We start from the raw sequence: 24,505 nt of genomic DNA, 5'->3' as shown, positions 1-24,505 counted from the left end.
GCCTGCTCCGCAGGCACCCTCCCCCGCAACGGGGGGAGGGTCGTCGGACTGCTTGACCCCCTACCCCGTCCGGCATAAAGAACCATCGTTCGTTTCAGCGGATCCCGGCCTCTTCCGCCGGTGCCCGGTCCGGCGCTAGAAGACGGGCCAGAGACAACAGGCATGTGCGGGCCGGCGGGCCCGGGAGGACTCTGCGATGACCGATCGTCTGCCCGGCTTCAACACGCGGGCCATCCATGCCGGCGCGGTGCCCGACCCGACCACGGGCGCGCGCGCCACGCCGATCTACCAGACCGCCTCGTTCGTGTTCGACGATGCCGAGCACGCCGCCTCGCTGTTCGGGCTCGAGGCCTTCGGCAACATCTATTCGCGCATCACCAACCCCACCAACGCGGTGCTGGAGGAGCGCGTCGCGGCCCTGGAGGGCGGCACCGCCGCCGTGGCGGTCGCCTCGGGCCACGCCGCCGAGTTCCTGGTGATGCACGCCCTGATGCAGCCGGGCGACGAGTTCGTCGCGGCCGACCGGCTCTACGGCGGCTCGATCAACCAGTTCAACCATTCCTACAAGAACTTCGGCTGGAACGTGGTCTGGGCCCAGACCGACGACCCGTCCTCCTTCGAGCGGGCGATCACGCCGCGCACCAAGGCGATCTTCTGCGAGTCCATCGCCAATCCGGGCGGGGTGATCACCGACATCGCGGCGCTCTCGGAGATCGCGAAGCGCCACAACATCCCGCTCATCGTCGACAACACGATGGCGAGCCCCTACCTGATCCGCCCCTTCGAGCACGGGGCCGACATCGTCGTGCACTCGGCCACCAAGTTCCTGGGCGGCCACGGCAATTCCATCGGCGGCCTCGTGGTCGACGGCGGGACCTTCCCGTGGGCGGGCGACGCGCGCTTCCCCATGCTGTCGGCGCCCCGGCCGGAATATGCCGGCAAGGTGCTGGCCGAGACCTTCGGCAACTTCGCCTTCGCCATCGCCGTGCGGGTGCTGGGCCTGCGCGACCTTGGGCCGGCGCTCTCGCCCTTCAACGCCTTCCTGCTCATCGCCGGCATCGAGACCCTGCCGCTGCGGATGCAGCGCCATTGCGACAACGCCCTGGCGGTGGCGCGCTTCCTGCAGACCCACCCGGCGGTGGCCTGGGTCAGCTATCCGGGGCTGGAGACGGACAAGTACCACCAGCTCGCCCGGCGCTACACGCCGCACGGCGCCGGCGCGGTGTTCACCCTCGGCCTGAAGGGCGGCTACGAGGCCGGCGTCAAGCTCGTCTCGAACCTCGCCCTGTTCTCGCATCTCGCCAATATCGGCGACACCCGCTCGCTGATCATCCACCCGGCCTCGACCACCCACCGCCAGCTCACCGACCCGCAGCGGATCGCCGCCGGGGCCGGGCCGGAGGTGGTGCGGCTCTCCGTCGGCCTGGAAGATCCACAGGATCTCATCGCCGATCTCGACGCCGCCCTGACGGCCTGACCGCGGCCGTGTTAACGCTTCCTTTACCAAACCGGGCGGAGGCTCGCTTCGCGATCACCGGAGGTGGCGATGTCGGGCTTGACGTCTATGAACCTGTCTTCCGTGGACTGGGCCTTCCTGGAGCAGATCGGCGACGGGCTGGCGTTCCTGGCCGTCCTGGCGACCCTGATCGGCCTCGCGGTGGCCTTCGCCCCGGGCCCGACGGCGCGGCGCCTGCCCGCCCCGGTGAAACGGATGCGCGACACCGGCCGTTATTGACGGCACCGCTGCCGGGGCATAGGCCCCCGTCTCATTCCCGTCGCGAGATCGTCCGGCCGCCGATGACGCAAGACCCGCCAGACATGCCCGTCGTGCTCCTCGTCGAAGACGACGGCCTGCTCCTGATGGAGGCCGCCGACACGCTCGCGGATGCCGGGTTCGAGGTGGTGGAGGCGAGCCACGCCGACAACGCCCTCTCGGTGCTGGAGAGCCGCGCCGACGTCGACGTGCTGATGACCGACGTGGACATGCCCCGCGGCTCGATGGACGGCTTCGCCCTCGCCCGCCTGGTGGCCCATCGCTGGCCGACCATCCCGGTCCTCGTCGTCTCCGGCATGGGCACGCCCGGCCCGCACGACATGCCCGACGGGGCGCGCTTCATCCCGAAGCCCTACGAGCCCTCGACCCTGGTCCGGACCCTGCGCGCCTTCGCCCGCCGCGCCGCCTGACCGCTCACCCGACCTTCACAGACGGGAGGCCCCGATGGCCACCGAAACCCAGACCCATCGCTTCGCCACCCTGGCGATCCATGCCGGCGCCGCGCCCGACCCCGCCACCGGCGCCCGGGCCCAGCCGATCTACTTCACCAACGGCTTCGTCTTCGAGGACACCCAGCAGGCGGCGGACATCTTCGCCATGCGCCGCACCGGGTTCTCCTACTCGCGCGGCTCCAACCCGACGGTGGCCGCCCTGGAGCGCCGCGTCGCCGCGCTGGAGGGCGCCAAGGCTGCCGTGGCGGTGGCCTCCGGCCAGTCCGCCGTGCTGATGGTGCTGATGACCCTGATGAAGAGCGGCGAGGCCTACGTCGCCTCCTCGCGGCTGTTCGGCGGCTCGCTCGGCCTGATGAACCGCCTCGACGGGCGCTACGACCTCAAGCCCCAGTTCACCAAGGGCCTGACCCCGGCCGATTTCGAGGCGCAGATCACGCCCGAGACCCGGGCGATCGTCTGCGAGTCCATCGTCAATCCCTGCGCCACCGTGATGGACCTGGCCGGCATCGCCGAGGTGGCGCGCCGGCACGGGCTGCCGCTCGTCGTCGACAACACCCTGGCCTCCCCGGCCCTGATCCGGCCGATCGAGCACGGCGCCGACATCGTCATCCACTCGACCTCGAAGTTCCTCGGCGGCTCGGGCCAGACCATCGGCGGCGTGATCTGCGACGCGGGCCGGTTCGACTGGGCGGCGATCCCCGGCCGCTACAACCTGATGAGCGAGCCCTGGGCCGATTACGACGGCCTCGTGCTCACCGAGCGCTTCCCGGACTTCGCCTTCGCCTCGGCCTGCCGCGTCTTCGGCATGCGCGAGCTCGGCCCCGGCCTGTCGCCGATGAACGCCTTCCTGACGCTCACCGGCATCGAGACCCTGCCCCTGCGGATGGAGCGGCACTGTTCGAACGCGAAGGCGGTGGCGGCCTTCCTCAAGGACCACCCGGCGGTGGCCTGGGTGAGCTACCCCGCCCTGCCCGGCCAGGAGGGCGAGGCGATGGCCGCCCGCTACGTGCCGCAGGGCCCGGGCTCGATCTTCACCGTGGCCCTGAAGGGCGGCGAGGCGGCGGCCGTCCAGTTCATCATGGGCCTGAAGCTGGTCTCGCACCTCGTGAACATCGGCGAGATCAAGTCGCTGGCGATCCACCCGGCCACCACGACCCACCGCCAGCTCGACCCGGCCGACAAGGCCGCCGCCAAGGTCGGCCCCGAGACGGTGCGCCTGTCGATCGGCCTGGAGAACGTCGAGGACCTGATCGCCGACGTCGCGCAGGCCCTGGCCCCGCTCGCCTGAGGCGCGCGCGCCCGGCGGCGCATCGGCAGCCGGGCGCGGGCGATCCGAGCGGAGGGAGGGCGCCGGCGCGGCGCCCCCGCCCTATAATCCGACCACCCGTCCGAGCGGCATGGCGGCCGCCGCGGCGAGGCCGGCCGGGACCGGCCGGGGCGCCGCCGGCGCGCGGGTCACCCCGACGGCCTGGTTGTAGAGGCCCCGGTGCTTGGTGTTGGGGATCAGCTTCTCGGTCAGCCCGATCACCGTCTCGGCGGCGCCGAGGAGGAGCGCCCCGTCGGCCGCCAGGCTGTTGCTGAGCCGGGCCAGCACGTCGCCCTTGGTCGGGGCGTCGAAGTAGATCAGCACGTTGCGGCAATAGATGATGTCGAAGGTGCCGAGGCCGTCGAAGGGCTGCAGCAGGTTCAGCGGGCGGTAATCCACCATCTGCCGCAGGGTCGCGGAGATGCGCCACTGCTCGCCGACCTGCTCGAAATGCTTGATCAGCGACTGCACCGGCAGGCCGCGCTGCACCTCGAAGTGGCTGTAGAGCCCGGCCCTGGCCTTATCGAGCACCTCGGTGGAGAGGTCGGTGCCGATGAGGTCGACGGTCCAGCCGGCGAGGCGCGGAGCGGCGTCCTGCAGCATCATCGCCAGGGAATAGGGTTCCTGGCCGGTGGAGGCCGCGGCGCACCAGATCCGCAGGCGGCGCTGGCTGGCCCGGCGGGCCATGGCCTCCGGCAGCAGCACGTCCCGGAACAGGTCGAAGGGCGTGCGGTCGCGGAAGAAGAAGGTCTCGTTGGTGGTCATCGCCTCGACCACGGCGCGCTCCATGGCGAGGTCGCGGCCGCCCTTGAGGGCGACCACCAGCGCGCCGAGATCGGCGAGGTTGAAGCGCCGGCAGATCGGGCCGAGGCGGCTCTCCACGAGGTAGCGCTTCTCCCCGCTGAGGGCGAGACCGGAGCGGGTCTTGAGGTAGGCGCGCAGGAAATCGAACTCGACGTCGGTCATGCGCCCTGCCCCGTCAGAAGATTGCGCAAGGCCGACCCGATCTCGGCCAGCGGCAGGATCGCCTGGGCGAGCCCGGCCTTGGCGATGCTGCCGGGCATGCCCCAGACCGTGCTGGTCGCCTCGTCCTGGGCGAGCACCGCGGCGCCGGCCTCGGTGAGGGCGCGCGCGCCGCCCGTGCCGTCCGAGCCCATGCCGGTGAGGACCACCGCGAGGGCGGAGGCCCCGAAGATCGCGGCCGCGTCCTGGAACAGGACGTCGACCGCGGGCCGGCAGAAATTCACCACCGGCCCGTCGTGCAGGCGGATGGTCACGTCCTGGCGCGAACCGCCGAGGCCCATGTGGCGGCCGCCCGGGGCGACGTAGATCCGGCCCGGCTGCAGGCGCTCGTCGGCCTTGCCCTCCGCGGCCGGCAGGCCGGTGCGGACGCCGAGATGCTCGGCGAACACCGCGGTGAAGACCGGCGGCATGTGCTGCACGATGAGGACGGGGAACTGGCGCAGGGTCGGGCTGCCGATCTTCTCTAGCACCTCGCCGACGGCGCGCGGGCCGCCGGTGGAGGCACCGATGAGGAGGACGCGGGGCGCGATACCGGTGCGGGCCTTCGGGCGCAGCACCAGGGGGGCGGTCGGGCGCAGGGCCGAGACCGGGGCCGGAGCCGGGGTGCCGTGGGAGAGCGGGATCGGCGCGCCGGAGGCCCCGCGTTTGCGGGCCCGGGCGGAGCCGAACAGGCGCACCCGCTCGATCAGGTCGGTGCGGAAGGCGTCCGAGGTGGTGACGCCGCGGTTGCTCTCGGGCTTCGGGATGTAGTCGACGGCGCCGAGGGCGAGGCAGCGCAGGGAGATGTCGGCGTTGCGGGTGGTCAGGGTCGACATCATGATGACCTGGACGCCGGGGCTCTTGGCGAGCAGCAGCGGCAGGGCCTGGGTGCCGTCGAGTTCCGGCATGTCGATGTCGAGGAGGATCACGTCGGGGTCGTGGCGCGACATCGCCTCCAGGGCAATCCGGCCGTTGGCCGCCGTGGCGACGACCTCGTAGCCGGCCTCGCCGATCCAGCGGGCGACGAGCCCGCGCACCACCGCCGAATCGTCCGCGATCAGGACCCGGACCCGTTGCCCCGCCAGGGGCGGCGGCGCGGCATGGGTCGACGCGAAGGTCGGTGCGGTGGCGGCCATCATGGATTTCACGCTGTGAACGACGCAGGGGGACGGTCGAGGGGAGGAGAATGTCCGGACGGGGCGGGAGGCCCGGTCCGGGGCCGCGTCAGGCCGCGTCGGCTTCGGTGACGAAGCCGACCTGCGCCAGCTTCGCCGTGACGATGTCGCGGTCGAAGGGCTTCATGATGTACTCGTCCGCGCCCGCATGCAGGGCGCGGGCGATGGCGCCGATGTCGTTCTCGGTGGTGCAGAACAGGACCTTCGGCTTCTCGCCGCCGGGCGTCTTCCGCAGCGCCCGCAGGAAATCGTAGCCGTCCATGGTCGGCATGTTCCAGTCGAGCAGGATCGCGTCCGGCATGGTCTTGCCGCAGGCGCTCAGGGCCTTCTCGCCGTCCTCGGCCTCGCCGACCTCGAAGTTCATGGTCTCGAAGATGCGGCGCGCCACCTTCCGGATGACGGCGGAGTCGTCGACGATGAGACAGGTTTTCATCGGTTCGTTCTCCACGGCTGGGGGGTCAGGCCGCGCCGGCGGTGCGGGCGTTCGTCCCGAAGGCGAGGAGCGCGTCGACGTCGAGGATCACGAGGAGGCGCCCGTCCAGGCGGTGGACGCCGAGGGTGAGGTCGCGCCAGCGGGCATCGAGGTTGATCGGCACCGGCTCGTGGGTCTCGGCCCCGAGCTTGAGCACCTCGCCGACGCCGTCGACGATGAGCGCGAAGGTCTCGCCGCCCTGCTCCAGGCCGATCGCCATCTGGGCGCCCTCCCCGGTGCGCGGCGCCATGCTGAGGCGCCGGCGCAGGCACAGGGCGGTGACGACCCGGCCGCGCAGGTTGAGGAGCCCGACGATCTCCGGCGGGGCGAGGGGCACCGGCGTGACGCCGGCGGGAATGAAGACGTCGTGGACCCGGCCGATGGCGAGACCGAACATGGTCTCGCCGACGAAGACGGTGACGAAGTCGTGGGTGCCGGCGGTCTCCGCGGCGTTGGTATTGGCGGCCTGCATCATGGGCGTGGACTCCGAAGGGGCTTCGCCGGTCAGGCGGCGGCGGCGAGGCTGACGACGTCGAGCTCGGCCAGCGCCGAGATCAGGCCGCTGCGGTCGAACTTCGCCACGAGGTCGGCGATGCCCAGGGTCCGGGCCCGCTCGATGGCCTCGGCCCCGATGGTGCCGGTGAGGCCGATGACGGGGAGCGCGGCGACACGGCCCTCGACCTTGCGCATGGCGCCAACGAGGTCGAAGCCGTTGCGGCCCGGCATCTCGAGGTCGCAGACCACCACGTCGACCCGGCCGTTGGAGAGCAGGGTGGCCACCGCCTCGTCGGCGCTGGCGGCGGTGATCACGTTGTAGCCGGCGGCCTTGAGGACCGGGCTCAGCATCTCGCGGAAGAAGGCGGAATCGTCGACCAGGAGCAGGGTGGAGCTGCGCTTGACGGTCTTCTTCGGACCCCGCGCCCAGTCGTCGTAGGCCAGCGGCAGGAAGTGGGCGATGTTGATGATCTCGGTGGCGCGGCCGCGCAGGACGGCCGAGCCGATGAGGTCGGAGCGGTCGGCCGAGATCTCGACGTCGAGGCGCTCCTCGACGATGTCGACGATCTCGTCGACCACGAGGCCCATGGCCCGCTCGCCGTCCGAGAACACCACCAGGGCCTGGGTGCCGGAGGTGCGGATCTCGATCGAGGGATCGGCCGGCACCAGGGGCATCAGGCGGCCGCGGTACTGGATCAGCGGACGCCCGCCGACCCACTCGACCTTGGCCGATTCAATCTCTTCCAGGCGGGTGACCAGCGAGAGCGGCACCGCCTTGTAGCTGCCCGCGCCGCACTTGAAGACGAGGAGCGTCGCCTTGGCGTCGGCCGCCTCCGTCTCCTCGACCTCGGCCTCGACCGGGATCGCGCCGGACTGCGAGCCCTGGCTGACATGCTGGGCGATGCCGTTCGGATCGACGATGAGCACCACGGCGCCGTCGCCCAGGATGGTGTTGCCAGCGAAGAGCGGCAGGTGGCGCAGCTTCGAGGACATCGGCTTCACGACGATCTCCTCCGTGTGGAAGACCTCGTCGACGAGGATGCCGAAGCGCTGGCGCCCGACCTGGGCCACCACCACGAAGCCGGAATCGACGGCGTCGGCGGCCTGGTCCTGGCCGAGCACGCCCGTGAGGGTGACGATCGGCAGGAGGCGCTCGCGCAGGCGCAGGACCGGCGAGCCGTTGATGCGCTCGACCTTCTGCGCCGTCGCCTTGTCGACGCGCACCAGCTCGAGCACCGCCACTTGCGGCACGGCGTAGCGCTGCTCGCCGGCCTTCACGATGAGGGCGGCGATGATCGCCAGGGTGAGCGGGATCTTGATGGTGAAGGTGGTGCCGCGGCCGAGCTGCGTGTTGATGTCGATGACGCCGCCGATGAGCTCGATGTTCGTCTTGACCACGTCCATGCCGACGCCGCGGCCCGAGACCGAGGTGATGGCGGCGGCGGTGGAGAAGCCGGGGTGGAAGATGAACTTCGCCACCTGGGCGTCGGTCATCCGCTCGACCTCGGCCTGGCTCGCGACCTTGCGCTCCACGGCCTTGCGGCGGATGGCGACGAGATCGAGGCCCTTGCCGTCGTCGGCGATCTCGATCGTGATCGTGCCGCCCTCGTGATAGGCGGAGAGGCGGATGGTGCCGCGCAGCGGCTTGCCGGCGGCCTTGCGGTCGGCGGCCGACTCGATGCCGTGGTCGGCCGAGTTGCGCACCATGTGGGTGAGCGGGTCCTTGATGACCTCCAGGACCTGACGGTCGAGTTCGGTCTCGGCGCCGCTCATCACGAGCTCGATCTGCTTGCCGAGTTCCGACGACAGGTCGCGGACCACGCGCGGCAGCTTCTGCCAGGCATTGCCGATCGGCTGCATGCGCGTCTTCATGACGCCTTCCTGCAGCTCGGCCGTCACGTGGCTGAGGCGCTGCAGCGGGACCTTGTAGGTCGAGTCGTCGTGGCGGCGGGCGATCTCGAGGAGCTGGTTTCGGGTCAGCACGAGCTCGGACACCATCGTCATCAGGTGTTCGAGGGTGTCGACGTTGACGCGGATGGTCTGGACCTTGGTGATCCCGCCCTCGCCGTCGCCGCTGGAGGCGGGCGCATCGGCGGCCTTCGCCGGAGCCTCGGCGGCCTTGGGGGCGGGCATCGGGGCCGGAGCGGGCGCCTCGTGCACCGGCTCGGCGGCGACGGGCTCGGGCATCGCCGCGAGCGGCGCGGGGGCGACGTCGAACGAATCGGGGCCCTCGGCCTCCATGAAGGCGCGCTCGAGATCCTCGAGGCTGACCTCGCCGGGCTTCAATTCGCGCACCACCGGATCGGGCAGCTTGATGTCGGCCACGGGCGCGGGGGCCTCGGGGGAGATCGGGGCCGAGGCCATCACCTCGAGGGCGCCGATGAGGTCGTCGTCGCTGCCCGCGGGCTCGGTGCCGGTGGCTTCGAGATCGGCCAGGATCGCCTTGAGCCGGTCGAGGGTGACGAGGATGAGGCTGACCGCGGGGCCGGTGACCGGCATGCCATCGCGGAACTGGCCCATCAGGGTCTCGGCGGCGTGGGCCAGCGCCTCCAGGCGCGGCAGGCCGAGGAACCCGCAGGTGCCCTTGATGGTATGGACGAGGCGGAAGATGTTCCGCAGGATCGTCTGATTGTTCGGATCCTGCTCAAACCGGACCAGCTCGGCATCGACCGTGTCGAGGTGCTCCGCGCTCTCGGTCAGGAACTCACGCAACAAGTCGTCCATGAGGGATACTCGGTCCATACGCGCACTACAGTCTGTGCAGGACCGACCTTGCACCCGAACCGGTTAGGGAAGGGTTTCATCCCGACGGACAATGCGGGAGACCGCGATAATATTTGTCGATCTCCCGAATTGCCCTGAATTGTCGCCTCGCGCCGGGCCGCCGGCCTCAGGCCAGGGCGGTCTCGGGCGGCTCGGAATCCGACGGCCGGTCGACCTGCGGATCCGCCGGGGCCGCGGCCGGCGCCTCCGGCAGGGCGGCGGCGACGGGGGTCGCCTCGATCGTCACGGTGTCGCCCTCGATGGAGAAGCGCACGTCCATGGCCGCCGCGCGGGCGACGAGGCCGGCATAGAACGGCAGGATGCCGTGGGCATCGACGGTGCCGTTCTCCGGCGTGCCGGCGATCATGTCCTCGACATGGGCCGGGATGCGGGCATGCGAGCCCTTGCTCTTCAGGACCAGGCTCGGCGCCTCGCCGTCGCCGCGCACCACCACGTCGATGAGGCCGCCGCGCGGGATCGCGCTCTGGGCGATCATCACGAGGTTCAGGAGGAGCTTGACCTTGTTCTTCGGGTAGAGTGCCTGGGGGGCGCTCCAGGCGAGCTGCGTCTTGTCGTCGGCGAACATGCCGCGCGAGACCTTCTCGGCATCGGCGAGGTCGATCGAGGCCCCGGCCGAGCCGGCGGCGCCGAAGGCGATGCGGGCGAATTGCAGGCGGGCGGAGGCTTGGCGCGCGCTCTTGGCGATCAACTCCAGGGCGAATTCCCGCATGGAGGCGTCGCTCTCGTCCTCCAGGACCTCCAGGCCGTTCACGATCGCGCCGACGGGGCTGATCACGTCGTGGCAGACCCGCGAGCACAGGAGGGCGGACAGGTCGAGGGCGTCGAGATTGAGGGGGATCATGGTGCGCTCCGCGCAGGCGTTTCGGGGCCGCGTCCGGTCGTGAACGGCACCGATAGACGGCGGCGGAAGCTTTGAAAAGCACCCGGAGGTCCGGCGATCCGGGTCGACAAGGCTCCGTGGCACGGGCATCATGGCCCCCATCATGTCGATCGATGCGCCGACGCGCGACCGTATTGCGGCCACCCTGATGGAAATTGCCTGCCGGGCGGGCGAAATCCTGAAGCGGCACCATGGCGGCGACTGCCCGCACGTGCTCAAGCCCGACGGTTCTCCGGCCAGCCAGGCGGACGCGGAATCCGAGGCCTTCATCCTGCTGGAACTCGCCCGGCACTGGCCCGGCATCCCGGTGATCGCCGAGGAATCCTCCTACGACCACCCGCCGGCGCCGCTGTTCTTCCTCGTCGATCCCCTCGACGGGACGCGCGACTTCCTCGCCGGCAACGCCGAGTACAGCGTCAATATCGGGCTGGTGGCGGGCGACCGTCCCATCGCCGCCGCCCTCGCCGCCCCCGGCCTGCACCGGGTCTGGGGTGCGGGCGACCGGGCCTTCGAGGCGGAGATCCGGGACGGCCATCTGGGCGAGCGCCTGCCGATCGCGGTGCGGCCGATGCCGGACAAGGGCCTCGTCGCCCTGCGCAGCAACCGGCACGGCGACGTCGAGACCGAGGCCTGCCTGGGAGCGCTCCGGGTCGGGGCGACCCGCTCGGCGGCCTCCGCCCTGAAGTTCTGCCTCATCGCCTCCGGCGAGGCCGACATCTACGTCCGCTGCGGGCCGACGATGGAGTGGGACACGGCGGCGGGCGACCACATCCTGACCGTCGCGGGGGGCTGCGTCGTCGCCCCCGCCGGCCGGCCGATGACCTACGGTCACTACACGCGCAACTACCGCAACGGCCCCTTCGCGGCCCTGGGCGATGCCCGCTACGCGGCGAACCTCGTGCTGCCCGAGCGCAGCCCGGCCACCCGCGCCGCCGACCGGCACGCGCCGCAGGGCGAGAGCCGGGTCTGAGCGCCGCACGCGCTCGCTCCGGCGCTCAGTCCGGGAAGTCGCGCTCGATCTGATCGCGCAGGCCCGGCCAGCGCGCCTCCGCCTCCGCGCCGAGGCGGGGCTCGGCCAGGACCCGCAGGCGATGCTCGTCGGTGCGGAAGAGGTAGAGCCGGTCGCCGCCCTCCGGGCCGGGCAAACGCGCATAGACCAGGGGATCGCTGTCGACGAGGCGCCCAGCCAGGATGCCGATCGGGTCGAAGCCGCCCAGGCGCGGCGCGTAGGCGGCGGGATCGGCCCGGAACGCCTCCCGGTTCGCGGCCCGCGCGAAGCGCCAGCTCCGCCCCGCCCAGACATGCTCGTAGGCCGGCCGGCCCGGCTCCGGCCCGTCGAGGAAGTAGCTGACGGGATCGAAGCCCCCGAGGGCGATGCGGCCCGCCGGCAGGGGCGGCAGGGTCGCGGCCCGGAGCCGCGGCCCCGCCCCCGCGCCGAGCGCGGACAGGCCGCCGGCCGCGGCGACGCGAAGCAGGTGACGGCGCGTTAACCACATGTTGCTTTGTTTCGCATCATGATCGCCGCGTACCGAGGCGCACCGGCCCCGGCCAGGGCGTCCTCTAGGGTGATGTCCCGCGCCGGTGACGGACCCGGCCGGGCGACGGGCCGATCCATAGCGCGGTGTCGGTTAGCGAGACGATAGCGCCCCCGGCGGGTGTCGGCAGACAGGAGGGACGAGGCATGACGTCGAACCATCGGGCCGCCCGTGCCCTGACACCGCGCGATCCCGCCACCCGGCGCACCGTCGTCGGCGCCCTCGCGGGCGCCCTCCTCCTCGGCGTCTCGCCCCGCGCCCTCGCGGCGGCCGACGGCGCACCGGGCAAGTTCCGCCCCGAGGAGCTGGTCGATAACGGCCACCGCTTCTTCGGCTCGATGTCGCGCGGCCTCGCCCAGCTCGTCGAGGAGGCGACCCGGCGCTGGGGCGAGCCGAACGGCTACATCCTCGGCCAGGAGGCATCCGGCGCCATCGTCGGCGGCGTCCGCTACGGCGAGGGCACGCTCTACACCCGCAATGCCGGCCAGCGCCGCATCTACTGGCAGGGGCCGTCGATCGGCTTCGACGTCGGCGGCGACGGCGACCGGACCATGATGCTGGTCTACAACCTGCCGGCGGTGTCCGGGCTCTACCGCCGCTTCGGCGGCGTCGACGGCTCGGCCTACCTGGTGGGCGGCTTCGGCATGACGGCGGTGACGGCCGACGACATCGTGGTGGTGCCGATCCGCACCGGCGTCGGCGCCCGCCTCGGCATCAATATCGGCTACCTGAAATTCACCGCCAAGCCGACCTGGAACCCCTTCTGATTCGCGCGACCGCCGGGGTGTGTCCCCGCGCATCTTGCTCATCCCGGGGGGACATGGGCTAAACAGGCCAGCGAGGGTCGATGGATGTTTCCATCGTCATTGTCGTCCACGGCGTGTTGAGCGAGCGTTTCCGCGTGATCGAAACCGTGATGATCTTCGCGCTCGGCTTCCTGGCCGCGAGCCTGTGCGCCCTGTTGCTTCTGCCCGCCCTGAATGCCCGCGCCGCCCGCCTGTCGGAGCGCCGCGTCGAGGCCCGCCTGCCCCTGTCGATCTCTGAGGTCGCGGCCGAGAAGGACTACCTCCGGGCGCAATTCGCCGTGGCCCAGCGCCGCCTGGAGCGGAAGGTCGAGGCCGTGAAGGCCCATCGCCACGCCGATCTCGCCGCCATCGGCGGGCGGACCATGGAGGCCGCCGCCCTCACCCGGACGGTCGAGGCCCGTGACGCCACGCTGAGCGAGCGCGAGGCGGCCCTCGCGGCGACCCGTGCCAGCCTGAGCGACGTCGAGCGCGACCTCGAAGCGGCCCGCCAGGACACCGCCCTGGGCCTCGCCACCCTGCAGGTGCTCGAGCAGGCGCACCAGGAGGTGCTCGACGACCTCCTCGCCGCCCGGGTCGGGCAGGCCGGGCCGGAGGCGGGCGCGGCCGTCGCGCCGATCGCCTCGGAGGTTCCGGACCTCACCGCCACCCTGGTGGCCGAGCGCGAGACCCTGCGGGCCAGCCTGGCGGCGGCCGAGGAGGCCCTGGCCGAGGTGATGGCCCGGCGCGAGGGCGAGGCCGCCGACCTGCGCCGCCGGATCTCCGACGTCGCCGACAGCCTGATGCAGCGCGAGCGGCTTCCCCCGGTCTCGGCCTACCCGATCCCGGCGCAGGCCAACTGATCCCGCCCTCGTCCGTGTGCGCGGTTCGTCATGTGCGGCGGAAAACCCCGCGGACGTTGCGCGGACGTGAAAACGCGGCGTAGAAAGCCGCCTGACCACGCGGCGACCATCCGCGCGCCATGTTTCGACCATGTCGGCGCTTCATCGGATCGCCCATTCCCTGTTTTCTGAGACGGACCGCGCCCCCTATGGCCCTCAAGTTTACGTCGCTTGCCCTCCTCCTCGTCGCCACGGCCTCGGTCGCGCCCGCGCTCGCCCAGCCCGCCGCACAGCCGCAGGGGGCCACGACCGCCCCTCAGACCAAGCGCGGCAACGAGACCCTGAAGAAGTACTGCACCGGCGATTACCTGACCTATTGCGGCAACCTCGCCACCGACGATCCGGCCCTCGACAAGTGTTTCCAGACCAACTGGTCCAAGCTCTCGGAGAATTGCCGCCGCGCCATCGACGTCTACCAGAAGACGGACGGCAAGAAGAAGGGCTGAGGCACAGCCTCGCTCCGCGCTGGCGCCCGTCTGGACGGGCGCCGCGTCCGCGGGCGCGGATGCCCCTCCCCGCCCGGGCGCGTCCCGTCCGGGGCGGGCAGATTTTGTCCTGGACGGGCAGATTTTGACCTGGACGGGCAGATTTTGTCCTGGACGGGACAGCGTAGCCGTTTCGCTCGCCTCGCGGGGTCGTAACGGCTATGCTCATCGTCACCGCGTCTCGGACTGCAAGCGTCGATGTTCCTCCGTTCCCGCCCTCTGACGACGATCGCCGCGATCGGCCTCATCGCGCTGTCCGCCTCGGCCTGCGGCCGGCGGGGGGCGCTGGAGCCGCCGCCGGGCACAGCGGCCGCGCGCTCCGTCGCCCGTCCGGGCCTGCCCGGGGTGGCGAGCCCGCGCGAGCTGCCGCAGAGCGTCGGCCTCGGCGGTGGCGCCGCGACGCCCGAGCCCGATGCGGTGCGCGCCGGCGACGAACTCGACACCCTGGCGGTGCCGGGCTCGGGCGCCGAGGCGCCGGTGAAGACGACGCGCGGCGCCAAGCGCGGCTACGTCATCCCGAAGCAGCCTTTCCTGCTCGACCCACTGCTGTAGAAGCGGGTCACGACAGCCCTTCTCCCAGCCTCGTGCGGGCAGGCGCGCCCGACCGGACGCGCCGCGCGCAGGCGCCGTATCCCCGGGCGGAATGCCCGCAGGCAGGCCGATGCACCACTTCCACTATCGCGACGGCCGCCTCCGGGCCGAGGACGTCGACCTGACCGACCTCGCCGACCGGGTCGGGACGCCGTTCTACTGCTACGCCACCGCCACGCTCGAGCGGCACTACGACGTTTTCGCCAAGGCCTTCGGCGGGGACGACGCCCTGGTCTGCTTCGCCATGAAGGCGAACTCGAACCAGGCCGTGCTGGCGACTCTGGCCCGCCTCGGGGCCGGGATGGACATCGTCTCGGAGGGCGAGCTGCGCCGGGCCTTGGCGGCCGGCGTCGATCCGCAGCGCATCGTCTTCTCCGGGGTCGGCAAGACGCAAGCCGAGATGGCCGCGGCCCTGAAGGCCGGCATCTTCTGCTTCAACGTGGAGAGCGAGCCGGAACTCGCCCAGCTCTCCGCCGTGGCATCCAGCCTCGGCCTGACGGCCCCGGTCTCGATCCGGGTCAATCCCGACGTCGATGCCGGCACCCACGCCAAGATCTCCACGGGAAAGTCCGAGAACAAGTTCGGCATCCCGATCGGCCGGGCCCGCGCGGTCTACGCCCACGCCGCGACCCTGCCGGGCCTCGCGATGACCGGCGTCGACATGCATATCGGCAGCCAGATCACCGACCTCGCCCCCTTCGACCACGCCGCCGGGCTGCTGGCCGGCCTCGCCCGCGACCTGATGGCGGAGGGGCACGACCTCCACCACATCGACTTCGGTGGCGGCCTCGGCATTCCCTACCGCGACGACAACGCCCCGCCGCCGGAGCCCGCAGCCCTGTCGGCGATCCTGCGCCCGCATTTCGCGCCGCTCGGGCTGCGCCCGGTCTTCGAGATCGGCCGGATGATCGCCGGCAATGCCGGCATCCTGGTGACCCGGGTGATCTACGTGAAGCGCACCGAGGGCCGGACCTTCGTGATCGTGGACGCGGCGATGAACGACCTGATCCGTCCCACCCTCTACGAGGCCTATCACGGCCTTCGGCCGGTCCGGGAGCCCGGTGCGGAGACGCCCCGGATCGTCGCCGACGTGGTCGGGCCGGTCTGCGAGAGCGGCGACTACCTGGCGCTCGGCCGGGAGATGCCGGAGGTCGCCCCCGGCGACCTGATCGCCGTGATGAGCGCCGGCGCCTACGGGGCCGTCCAGGCCGGCACCTACAATTCGCGCCTGCTGGTGCCGGAGGTGCTGGTACGCGGCGGCGAGGCCGCGATCGTGCGCCCGCGCCAGACCTACGAGGACCTGATCGCCCTCGACCGGATGCCGGACTGGCTGAGCCCGGGCGCCTAACCGCTCAGGCGTCGAGCTCACCCTCGATCCGGGCGACCGCCTCCGCCGGGACGTCGAGGGCCTCGGCCAGGCGCTTGAGGAAGTCCCGCTCCTGCAGCGTGTCGGCCAGGACGGCGAGGCGCACCGCGGCGTAGATCCGCGTCGCCTGCTCGGGCGTGTTCACCGCATCCGCGATGGTGTCGAGATCGACCGGATCGGCGATCTCCGCTTCCAGCCAGGCGACCCCGTCCTTCGCGACCCCCGAGGCCTGGAGCGCCGCGTCGAGGCGTTGGCGCTCGTCCTTGTCGACGAGGCCGTCGGCCATGGTCGCCGCCACCATGGTGCGCAGCATCAGCCGTGCCTCGTCCTCGTCGACGGAGGGCGCGGCCGCCGCCTCGACGGCGGCCGGCACGGCCGTCCCGCGCAGGGCCCGCGCGGCGAGGCCCGCCACCAGGGCGAGGCCGCCCAGGGCGGCGGTGGCCGCCAGGTGGCCCCGGCGCGCCCGCACCAGGGCATCGACCAGAGGCTTCACATCGACCATGGCGGGCATCCTTCGAAACGGCTGCGTTCGAGCCGGCAACCCGCGAGGGAGGCGGTCGGTTCAGATCGACCGCCCGGATCACTCCGTCGCTTGTGCCCGCCTCCGGCGCGACCTGGGATGATTTGACCCCGTCGCGCGGCGCCGCCACCATGCTAGCCTCGCGCGGCACGCCGGCCTCGCGGGAAAGCCGCGGCGCCGATGCGACGCGCGAGGAGCCAGACACGATGGGCGAGGCCGATCCGGCGACCCCCACGAGCAACGGACCGGCCGAGGCCACCGGCGGACCGGTGCTGCGCCAGCGGCTCGACCGCCTGGTCGCCCGCTCGCAGGCGGCCGGCCTGTGGGAGCGCGCCTGGCCGATCCTGTGGCGCGGCCTCGGCCTCGTCCTGGCCTTCCTCACCCTGTCCTGGCTCGGGCTCTGGCTCGACCTGCCGCCCCTCGCCCGCCTGATCGGTCTCGCGCTCTTCGCCCTGGCCCTCGTCGCCGCGCTCCTGCCCCTGACGCGCCTGCGGCGCGACACGCGGCGCGAGGCGCTGGCCCGGATCGACCGGGAGGCCGCCGCCCGGGGCGGCCCCCTGTCGCACAATCCCGCCTCGTCGATCGAGGACACCCTCGCGGTCGGCACCGCCGATCCGGCGACCCGCGCCCTCTGGGCCCTGCACCAAGCGCGCGCGGCCGAGGCCGTCTCCGGGCTGGCGCCGCCCCCGCCCCGACCCGCCATGGCGCGGCGCGACCCCTTCGCGCTGCGAGCCGGCCTGATCGTGGCGGCGGTGGCGAGCCTGTTCGTGGCCGGCGCCGAGTGGCGCCCCCGCATCCTCGGCGCCTTCGACTGGCAGGCGCCGCCGGCGCCGGGCCCGAGCTTCCGGGTCGACGGCTGGATCGACCCGCCGCTCTACACCCGGCTGCCGCCCCTGGTGGTGACCATGAACGGCGAGCAGCAGCGCCTGCGCGCGCCCGTCAACTCCATCCTGATCGTGCGGATCGCCGGCCAGGGCGAGGCGGTGCTGACGCCGAATGCGGGGCTGAAGGCGCTGCCGGGCAAGCCGGCCCATGCCGATCTGCGCGAGGACCGCTTCCAGCTCACCGGCGGCGTCGCCGACCTCACCGTCGCGGCCGGCGGCACGACCCAGCACCTCCTCGTCGAGACCATTCCCGACACCGCCCCCGAGGTGGAGCGCATCGGCGCCCTCGAGGTGAACGCGCGCGGCACCTTCAACCTGACCTACCGGGCCAAGGATGATTACGGCATCGCCTCGGCCGAGGGCCTGGTCGAACCCCTGGCGAACACGCGCGCCCTGGTGCCGCCGCCCAAGATCGCGCTGGCCCTGCCGGCCGACGCCACCGGCGAGCACGACACCAAGACCCTGGTGGACCTGACCGACAATCCCTGGTCGGGCGCCCGCGTGCGCCTGACCCTGGTGGTGAAGGACGAGGCCGGCCAGGAGGGCCGCACGCCCAGCGCCGAGGTGACGCTGCCGGCCCGGATCTTCGCCCAGCCCCTGGCCCGCGCCCTCGCGGAGGAGCGCCGGCGCCTGATCACCGCGCCCGACGACAGCCGCGGCCGGGTGCAGACCGCCCTCGACGCGCTCCTGATCGCGCCCGACCGCTTCACGCCGCAGCCGAGCGTCTTCCTCGGGCTGAAGACCGCCACCCGCCGCCTGCGCGCCGCCCGCAGCGACGAGGCCCTGATGGAGGTGGCCGACCTCCTCTGGGAGATGGCCCTGAAGATCGAGGACGGCGACCTCTCCGACGCCGAGAAGAGCCTGCGCGCGGCCCAGGACAGCCTCAAGCAGGCGATCGAGCGCAACGCGCCGGACGAGGAGATCAAGAAGCTCACCGAGGACCTGAAGCAGGCCCTCGACAAATTCATGAAGGGCATGGCCGAGCGCCAGCGCAAGGACGGGAAGCCCCAGGCCGAGAAGAGCCCGCCGAACCCGAACGCCAAGACGGTGACGCCGGACGACCTCAACAAGATGCTCAACGACATGGCCGAGGCCATGAAGCGCGGCGACACCGCCGAGGCGCAGCGGCTGCTCGACCAGCTGCGCGAGGTTCTGGAGAATCTCCAGACCGCCGAGCCCGGCGGCAAGTCCGACCCCAACGGCCGCGAGATGAGCAAGCAGGCCGACGAGCTCGACAAGCTCTCGCGCGAGCAGCAGGACCTGCGCGACGAGACCTTCAAGGATGGCCAGGACAAGCGCGGCCAGCAGGGCCAGGGTCCGCGCGGCCAGCGCCCGCAGCGCGGGCAGCAGGGCCAGCAGGGCGAGGGCCAGAAGGGCCAGCCCGGACAGCCCGGCCAAGGTCAGCAAGGCCAAGGTCAGCAAGGTCAGGGCCAGAAGGGCGAGGGCCAGAAGGGCGCCGGCCAGCGCCAGCAGGCCCTGCGCGAGCGCCTGGAGGACCTCCAGCGTCGCATGAAGGACCTCGGGATGCAGGGCGAGGAAGGCCTGTCGGAGGCCGAGGAGGCCATGCGCGAGGCCGAGGGCGCCCTCGGCCAGGGCAAGGAGGGCGAGGCGGTCGACGCCCAGGGCCGCGCCCTCGACGGCCTCAAGCGCGGGGCCGAGGGCATGCAGAAGCAGATGCAGGAGATGGCCGAGGGCGAGGGTGAGGGCAAAGGCGAGGGCGAAGGCGGCGAGCAGCCGAGCCAGCAGGGCCAGGCCGGCAACCGCGACGACGATCCCCTCGGCCGCCCCACCAAGGGCCGCGACATGACCAACGGCAATGCCCGCGTGCCGACGGCGGATGAATCCGCCGTCCAGCGCACCCGGCGCATCATGGAGGAGCTGCGCCGCAAGCTCGGCGACCCGAACCGCCCGCGCGAGGAGCTCGACTACTTCGAGCGCCTGCTGCGCCGGAACTGACGCCCCGCCCCCTGGGCCCCTCCCCCGGAGGGGCCCATATGGGGGAGACCGATTCCCGATCCGACACCCCCGAGACCTGACGCCGTGATCTCCTCCAACACTCTCGTGCTCCTCGCATGCGTCGCGGTGGCGGTGGTCCTGTTCCTCGGCCTGTTCAACATGATGCGCGGGGGCAGCGCCAACCTCTCGCAGAAGCTCATGCGCCTGCGCGTGCTGCTGCAGTTCCTGGCGATCATCTTCATCATGGGCGTGGTCTGGTGGCGCTCGGCCTGACCGCGCGCCGATGCCCGCCGGGTCGTTCCTGAGTTCGGTCCTCGACCGGCGGGTCGCGGCGATGCTGGGCCTGGGCTTCAGCTCGGGCATCCCCTTCCTGCTCGTCTACGTCACGCAATCGGCGTGGCTGTCGGAGGCCAAGGTGCCCATCGGCATCCTCGGGCTGATGAGCGAGCTCACCCTCGCCTACAAGTTCAAATTCCTCTGGGCTCCCTTCCTCGACCGCTACGACGCCCCGCTGGTCGGCCGCTTGGTCGGTCGCCGCCGCGGCTGGATCATCGTCTCGCAGCTCGGCGTGATGCTGGCGCTGGCCGGCATCGCCTTCGGCGACCCGGGCCACTGGCTCGCCTGGACCATCGTGTTCTCGCTGGCGCTGGGCTTCGCCGGGGCGACGCAGGACGTGGTCGTCGACGGCTGGCGCATCACCGTGGCGCCGGTGGAGCGCCAGTCGCTGATGTCGTCCTGGGCCGAGATCGGCTGGCGCATCGGCAACCTCGTGGCGGGGGCCGGCGCCCTCTACCTCGCCGACGCCTATGGCTGGCGGGCGGCCTATCTCTGTATGGTGGGCGCGATGGCGCCGGGGGTGATCGCCGCCCTCCTGGCACCCGAGCCGGAATCCGATCGGACCGCGCCCCGCGACCATCCCGGCTTCGTCGAGACCATCGTGGCGCCGATCCGGGACCTCGTCCGCCGCCTCGGGCCGCTGGCGATCCCAATCCTGCTCATGGTGGCGGGCTTCCGCATGCCCGGCTACGTCGCCAGCGCCATGGCGATGCCGCTGTTCAAGACCCTCGGCTACTCGAACACCGACATCGCCACGGTGACCAAGCTGTTCGGCTTCGGGGTCGCCATCGCCGGCACCCTGCTCGCCGGATATATCGTTCCACGGATCGGCATGATGGCGAGCCTGCTGATCGGCACCGTGTTCGGCTCGGCCTCCCATCTCAGCCTCGCCTACCTGGCGTTCCACGGCGGCGCCGGCGGCAGCGCGTTCTGGACCTTCGCCGTCGCGGTCAGCATCGACAGCTTCGCCTACGCCTTCGCCTCGATCGTGCTGATCACCTTCATGTCGTCCCTGGCCGCCTCCGAGCACGCGGCGAGCCAGTATGCGCTCCTGACCTCCCTGTGCGCCCTCCCCGGCAGCCTGCTGGCGGGCCTCTCGGGCTTCGTCATCGAAGAGACGGGCTTCGCCTGGTTCTTCGTGGCGACTTCGGTGATCGGCGCGCCGGTCGCGCTGCTGTGCTGGTACGTCTGGCACCGGCAGGGCGAGACCGGGGCGATGGCGCCCGCGCCGGCGGCCTGAAGCGTTTCGCACGAACATGGGTGTGGCCCGGAGGTCTCACCGCACAGCTATCGCTGTCTTGAGGGGCCCGACGCCTGCCGGTGCCGCGGGCGGGCATGCTAGAGACGTTCGGTCAAACCGGAACCGTCACGATGCATTCCCACTCGTTCCGCCTCGCCGCTGCTGCCGCCGTGCTCGCCACGGCCATGCCGGTCCAGGCCGCCGACTTCCCGTCCGCGTCCCCGGCCGCCTATGTCAGCCCGGTGAAGCCCCTGAGCATCGTCTCCGAGGTCCGCATCGGCGGTGCCGTGCAGGACCCCGGCAGCGCCGAGCACAACACGAACAACATCAACGGCGAGATCCTGTTCGCCAAGCCGCTCGTCAGCATCGACCCGTTCTGGCAGGCCTTCGTGCCGCGGCCGACGGTCGGCGGCAGCTACAACTTCGGCGGCCGCACCAGCTACGCCTATATCGGCGCGACCTGGACCGTGGATCTCTTCCCGCAGACCCTGAACAACATCGTGTTCCTCGAGGGGTTCTTCGGCGCCGGCGCCCATAACGGCTATACCGGTCCCAAGTCCACGGCCCCGGCCGGGTTCAACACGCTGGGCTGCAACCCGCTGTTCCGCGAGGCCGCCGCCCTCGGCTTCCGGCTCACCGAGCACTGGAGCATTATGGCGACCGTCGAGCACATGTCGAATGCCGGCCTGTGCGCGAACAACCGTGGCCTGACCAATTTCGGCGGCAAGCTCGGCTACACCTTCTGAGTTCGCTGCGCCCGCAGCATTCGTCGGCCTGAAAGGGCCGGTTCCGCCGAGGCGGGGCCGGCCCTTCCGCTGTCCGGGCGACTCCCAGCGGCGCCGAACTGCGCTAGGTTCCCGTTCCAGCCGGCCTCGCTCGCCAGGACCGGCCGCCAGCCTCGCTCAGGATCGGACGCCATCGTGGTCACCCTCAACCGCATCTACACCCGCACCGGCGACAAGGGATCGACCGCGCTCGCCAGCGGCGAGCGGCGCTCCAAGGCGGATCTGCGGATCGAGACCTACGGCACCGTCGACGAGACCAATGCCTGCATCGGCCTCGTCCGCCTGCATGCCGACCCGCACCTCGACGCGATGCTGGGCGCGATCCAGAACGATCTCTTCGACCTCGGCGCCGACCTGGCGACGCCGGAGAGCGCCGAGCCGCCGAAATACGAGCCGCTGCGGATCGTCGCCGCGCAGGTGCAGCGCCTGGAGCGCGACATCGACGCCCTCAACGCCGACCTGTCGCCCCTGAAATCCTTCGTGCTGCCCGGCGGCTCCCCGGCCTCGGCCGCCCTCCACCTCGCCCGCACGGTGTGCCGGCGGGCCGAGCGGCTCGCCGTGGCCCTGGCCGCCACCGAGGGCGAGATCGTCTCGCCCGAGGCCCTGCAATACCTGAATCGGCTCTCGGATTTCCTCTTCGTGGCGAGCCGGACCGCCAATGCCCACGGCGCCGACGACGTGCTCTGGGTGCCGGGCAAGAACCGCTGAGATCCAGGCATCCGAAATACCAGCCGGGGGCGAAACCCGGGCCGCGGCGCCGGCGGGCCCGGATGGCGGACCGGTGCCGGGGCGGGCGGCCGCGGGGCGCGTTGACAAGGCGGAAATGAGGCCGTTACGGTCCGCCGCCTCAAAGACCAGGGTTCTGGACCTCCGGTTGTCCCGGGAGTCCTTCGCGCGCCGCGCCGGCCGGGTCGAAGAACATTATCCGCGCGGAGGATTGTGAACGCCATGAAGGTTCTGGTGCCCGTCAAGCGGGTCGTCGATTACAACGTCAAGATCCGGGTCAAGACCGACGGTTCGGGCGTGGACCTCGCCCACGTCAAGATGTCGATGAACCCCTTCGACGAGATCGCCGTCGAAGAGGCCATCCGGCTCAAGGAGAAGGGCAAGGTCACCGAGATCGTCGCCGTCTCCATCGGTCCGCAGCAGGCGCAGGAGACGCTCCGCACGGCGCTGGCCATGGGCGCCGACCGGGCGATCCTGGTGAAGACCGACGGCGTGGTCGAGCCGCTGGCGGTGGCCAAGATCCTCAAGGCGATTGTGGAGAAGGAGGCCCCCGGCCTCGTCATCCTCGGCAAGCAGGCGATCGACGACGATTCGAACCAGACCGGCCAGATGCTCGCCGCGCTCCTCGACTGGCCCCAGGGCACCTTCGCCTTCAAGGTCGAGTTCGGCGAGGGCTCGATCGACGTGACCCGCGAGATCGACGGCGGCCTCCAGACCGTGACCCTGACCCTGCCGGCCATCGTCACCACCGACCTGCGCCTCAACGAGCCGCGCTACGCCTCGCTGCCCAACATCATGAAGGCCAAGAAGAAGCCCCTCGAGGAGCTGGCCCCCGATGCGCTGGGCGTCGACGTGACCCCCCGGGTCACCGTGCTCAAGACGGTGGAGCCCGCCGGGCGCAAGGCCGGCATCAAGGTCGGGTCCCCGGCCGAACTCGTGCAGAAGCTGAAGGGCGAGGCCGGGGTCCTCTGAGGCCCCGCCCCTCCGATGGTTTCGAGCGCCCGCCGCGTTTGCCGCGGCGGGTGAGACGGGGTCCGGGACCCTCCTGCTGATCGATTTCGAGGTTCGCACACCATGGCCACCCTTCTTCTCATCGAGCACGACAACGGCGCGGTCCGCGACGCCAGCCTCAAGGCCCTGACGGCCGCCGTCGCCCTCGGCGGTCCGGTGCACGCCCTCGTCGCCGGCGCCGGCAGCCGCCCCGCCGCCGAGGCCGCCGCCCGCCTCGACGGGGTCGAGAAGGTGCTGCTGGCCGAGAACGCCGCCTACGACCACCTCCTCGCCGAGCCGACCGCCGCCCTGCTGGCCGCCCTGGCCGAGCCCTACGACGTCCTCGTCGCGGCGGCCTCCACCACCGGCAAGAACGTGCTGCCGCGCGTGGCCGCCCTCCTCGACGTGGCGCAGATCTCGGACATCATCGCGGTCGTCTCGCCCGACACCTTCGAGCGTCCGATCTACGCCGGCAACGCGATCCAGACCGTGCAGGCCGGGGCCGGCAAGAAGGTGATCACCGTCCGCATGGCGGCCTTCAAGCCCGCCGGCGAGGGTGGCGCGGCGGCCTCGATCGAGCCGGTCCAGGCGGCCGCCTCCTCGGGCAAGTCGAGCTTCAAGGGCGAGGAGATCGCCAAGTCCGACCGTCCGGAGCTGGCGGCTGCCAAGATCATCGTCTCGGGCGGCCGGTCGCTCGGCTCCTCCGACAAATTCAAGGAGCTGATCGAGCCCCTGGCCGACAGCCTCGGCGCCGCGGTCGGCGCCTCGCGCGCCGCCGTGGATGCCGGCTACGCCCCGAACGACTGGCAGGTCGGCCAGACCGGCAAGGTCGTGGCGCCCGAGCTCTACGTCGCGGTCGGCATCTCCGGCGCGATCCAGCACCTCGCCGGCATGAAGGACTCCAAGGTCATCGTCGCCATCAACAAGGACGAGGATGCCCCGATCTTCCAGGTGGCGGATTACGGCCTCGTCGGCGACCTGTTCCAGATCGTCCCCGAACTGCAGTCCGAGATCGTCAAGGCGAAGGGCTGACCCGCACGCCGGACCCGGCCGGTGCGCGCGCTTGC

At 71.6% G+C, this 24,505-nt stretch carries 25 protein-coding genes; 17 read left to right on the top strand and 8 right to left on the bottom strand.

Annotation, left to right across the window (positions count from 1 at the left end; all coding sequences use genetic code 11):
* The first annotated feature begins 196 nt into the window (after positions 1-196).
* The 4 genes from ACXJY8_RS02140 to ACXJY8_RS02125 all read left to right on the top strand — a co-directional run bounded on the left by ACXJY8_RS02140 (position 197) and on the right by ACXJY8_RS02125 (position 3,514).
* A complete protein-coding gene (locus tag ACXJY8_RS02140) occupies positions 197-1,477 on the top strand; it encodes an O-acetylhomoserine aminocarboxypropyltransferase (RefSeq protein ID WP_463775793.1) in 1,281 nt (426 codons plus the stop codon).
* 87 nt (positions 1,478-1,564) lie between these two features.
* Positions 1,565-1,735, top strand: coding sequence for a hypothetical protein (locus ACXJY8_RS02135; RefSeq protein ID WP_463775789.1), 171 nt, complete (start codon positions 1,565-1,567; stop codon positions 1,733-1,735).
* 62 nt (positions 1,736-1,797) lie between these two features.
* Positions 1,798-2,184 carry a response regulator gene (locus ACXJY8_RS02130; protein WP_463775786.1) on the top strand — a complete coding sequence of 129 codons (387 nt, stop codon included), beginning with the start codon at positions 1,798-1,800 and terminating at the stop codon, positions 2,182-2,184.
* Between the two features lie 34 nt (positions 2,185-2,218).
* On the top strand, positions 2,219-3,514 hold the full coding sequence (locus ACXJY8_RS02125) for an O-acetylhomoserine aminocarboxypropyltransferase/cysteine synthase family protein (RefSeq protein ID WP_463775782.1): 1,296 nt from the start codon (positions 2,219-2,221) through the stop codon (positions 3,512-3,514).
* A gap of 81 nt (positions 3,515-3,595) precedes the next feature.
* Here the strand turns inward: ACXJY8_RS02125 and ACXJY8_RS02120 are convergent, their stop codons facing one another.
* The 6 genes from ACXJY8_RS02120 to chpT form a co-directional block, all read right to left on the bottom strand.
* The gene (locus ACXJY8_RS02120) at positions 3,596-4,498 is read right to left on the bottom strand and encodes a CheR family methyltransferase (RefSeq protein WP_463775779.1); all 903 of its coding nucleotides are present in this window, start codon (positions 4,496-4,498) and stop codon (positions 3,596-3,598) included.
* Complete coding sequence (locus tag ACXJY8_RS02115; protein WP_463775775.1) at positions 4,495-5,673, bottom strand: protein-glutamate methylesterase/protein-glutamine glutaminase; 1,179 nt, start codon at positions 5,671-5,673, stop codon at positions 4,495-4,497. Before ACXJY8_RS02115 ends, ACXJY8_RS02120 begins: the two co-directional genes overlap by 4 nt.
* Before the next feature lie 85 nt (positions 5,674-5,758).
* Positions 5,759-6,142, bottom strand: coding sequence for a response regulator (locus ACXJY8_RS02110; protein WP_463775770.1), 384 nt, complete (start codon positions 6,140-6,142; stop codon positions 5,759-5,761).
* Between the two features lie 25 nt (positions 6,143-6,167).
* Positions 6,168-6,653 (bottom strand): chemotaxis protein CheW, encoded by a 486-nt coding sequence (locus ACXJY8_RS02105; RefSeq protein WP_463780299.1) that lies wholly within the window; start codon positions 6,651-6,653, stop codon positions 6,168-6,170.
* 32 nt (positions 6,654-6,685) lie between these two features.
* Positions 6,686-9,400 (bottom strand): hybrid sensor histidine kinase/response regulator, encoded by a 2,715-nt coding sequence (locus ACXJY8_RS02100; protein WP_463775767.1) that lies wholly within the window; start codon positions 9,398-9,400, stop codon positions 6,686-6,688.
* Between the two features lie 166 nt (positions 9,401-9,566).
* Positions 9,567-10,301 carry a histidine phosphotransferase ChpT gene (chpT, locus tag ACXJY8_RS02095; protein ID WP_463775764.1) on the bottom strand — a complete coding sequence of 245 codons (735 nt, stop codon included), beginning with the start codon at positions 10,299-10,301 and terminating at the stop codon, positions 9,567-9,569.
* A gap of 130 nt (positions 10,302-10,431) precedes the next feature.
* Here chpT and ACXJY8_RS02090 point away from each other — a divergent pair, with 130 nt between their 5' ends.
* Complete coding sequence (locus ACXJY8_RS02090; RefSeq protein WP_463775761.1) at positions 10,432-11,310, top strand: 3'(2'),5'-bisphosphate nucleotidase CysQ family protein; 879 nt, start codon at positions 10,432-10,434, stop codon at positions 11,308-11,310.
* A 25-nt stretch (positions 11,311-11,335) separates the two neighbouring features.
* Here ACXJY8_RS02090 and ACXJY8_RS02085 read toward each other — a convergent pair whose 3' ends face one another.
* Complete coding sequence (locus tag ACXJY8_RS02085; RefSeq protein ID WP_463775759.1) at positions 11,336-11,836, bottom strand: YHS domain-containing (seleno)protein; 501 nt, start codon at positions 11,834-11,836, stop codon at positions 11,336-11,338.
* Positions 11,837-12,021: 185 nt separating this feature from the next.
* On the opposite strand from ACXJY8_RS02085, the gene ACXJY8_RS02080 reads away from it, so the two are divergent.
* The 5 genes from ACXJY8_RS02080 to lysA all read left to right on the top strand — a co-directional run bounded on the left by ACXJY8_RS02080 (position 12,022) and on the right by lysA (position 15,983).
* Positions 12,022-12,642, top strand: coding sequence for a DUF1134 domain-containing protein (locus tag ACXJY8_RS02080; RefSeq protein WP_463775757.1), 621 nt, complete (start codon positions 12,022-12,024; stop codon positions 12,640-12,642).
* Between the two features lie 80 nt (positions 12,643-12,722).
* Positions 12,723-13,520, top strand: coding sequence for a hypothetical protein (locus tag ACXJY8_RS02075; protein WP_463775755.1), 798 nt, complete (start codon positions 12,723-12,725; stop codon positions 13,518-13,520).
* 188 nt (positions 13,521-13,708) lie between these two features.
* A complete protein-coding gene (locus ACXJY8_RS02070; RefSeq protein ID WP_463775752.1) occupies positions 13,709-14,005 on the top strand; it encodes a 3',5'-cyclic-nucleotide phosphodiesterase in 297 nt (98 codons plus the stop codon).
* 237 nt (positions 14,006-14,242) lie between these two features.
* Complete coding sequence (gene lptM / locus ACXJY8_RS02065; protein ID WP_463775749.1) at positions 14,243-14,596, top strand: LPS translocon maturation chaperone LptM; 354 nt, start codon at positions 14,243-14,245, stop codon at positions 14,594-14,596.
* A 109-nt stretch (positions 14,597-14,705) separates the two neighbouring features.
* On the top strand, positions 14,706-15,983 hold the full coding sequence (gene lysA / locus ACXJY8_RS02060; RefSeq protein ID WP_463775745.1) for a diaminopimelate decarboxylase: 1,278 nt from the start codon (positions 14,706-14,708) through the stop codon (positions 15,981-15,983).
* 4 nt (positions 15,984-15,987) lie between these two features.
* On the opposite strand, the gene ACXJY8_RS02055 is transcribed toward lysA, so the two are convergent.
* A complete protein-coding gene (locus tag ACXJY8_RS02055; protein ID WP_463775742.1) occupies positions 15,988-16,503 on the bottom strand; it encodes a DUF533 domain-containing protein in 516 nt (171 codons plus the stop codon).
* A 224-nt stretch (positions 16,504-16,727) separates the two neighbouring features.
* Here ACXJY8_RS02055 and ACXJY8_RS02050 point away from each other — a divergent pair, with 224 nt between their 5' ends.
* The 7 genes from ACXJY8_RS02050 to ACXJY8_RS02020 all read left to right on the top strand — a co-directional run bounded on the left by ACXJY8_RS02050 (position 16,728) and on the right by ACXJY8_RS02020 (position 24,470).
* Positions 16,728-19,361: a TIGR02302 family protein gene (locus ACXJY8_RS02050; protein ID WP_463775739.1), complete on the top strand. Its 2,634-nt coding sequence runs from the start codon at positions 16,728-16,730 to the stop codon at positions 19,359-19,361.
* Positions 19,362-19,448: 87 nt separating this feature from the next.
* Entirely contained in the window at positions 19,449-19,634 is a 186-nt protein-coding gene (locus ACXJY8_RS02045) for a twin transmembrane helix small protein (RefSeq protein WP_463780296.1), read from the top strand.
* Between the two features lie 10 nt (positions 19,635-19,644).
* A complete protein-coding gene (locus tag ACXJY8_RS02040; RefSeq protein ID WP_463775737.1) occupies positions 19,645-20,937 on the top strand; it encodes an AmpG family muropeptide MFS transporter in 1,293 nt (430 codons plus the stop codon).
* 131 nt (positions 20,938-21,068) lie between these two features.
* A complete protein-coding gene (locus ACXJY8_RS02035) occupies positions 21,069-21,683 on the top strand; it encodes an acyloxyacyl hydrolase (protein WP_463775734.1) in 615 nt (204 codons plus the stop codon).
* A gap of 174 nt (positions 21,684-21,857) precedes the next feature.
* The gene (locus ACXJY8_RS02030; protein ID WP_463775732.1) at positions 21,858-22,430 is read left to right on the top strand and encodes a cob(I)yrinic acid a,c-diamide adenosyltransferase; all 573 of its coding nucleotides are present in this window, start codon (positions 21,858-21,860) and stop codon (positions 22,428-22,430) included.
* A 240-nt stretch (positions 22,431-22,670) separates the two neighbouring features.
* Positions 22,671-23,420 carry an electron transfer flavoprotein subunit beta/FixA family protein gene (locus ACXJY8_RS02025; protein ID WP_463775730.1) on the top strand — a complete coding sequence of 250 codons (750 nt, stop codon included), beginning with the start codon at positions 22,671-22,673 and terminating at the stop codon, positions 23,418-23,420.
* A 102-nt stretch (positions 23,421-23,522) separates the two neighbouring features.
* Positions 23,523-24,470 (top strand): electron transfer flavoprotein subunit alpha/FixB family protein, encoded by a 948-nt coding sequence (locus tag ACXJY8_RS02020; protein WP_463775727.1) that lies wholly within the window; start codon positions 23,523-23,525, stop codon positions 24,468-24,470.
* Positions 24,471-24,505 lie beyond the last annotated feature (35 nt).

It is taken from the genome of Methylobacterium sp. TK31 (assembly GCF_055361545.1).
This window is presented reverse-complemented; position numbering and strand designations above follow the sequence as displayed.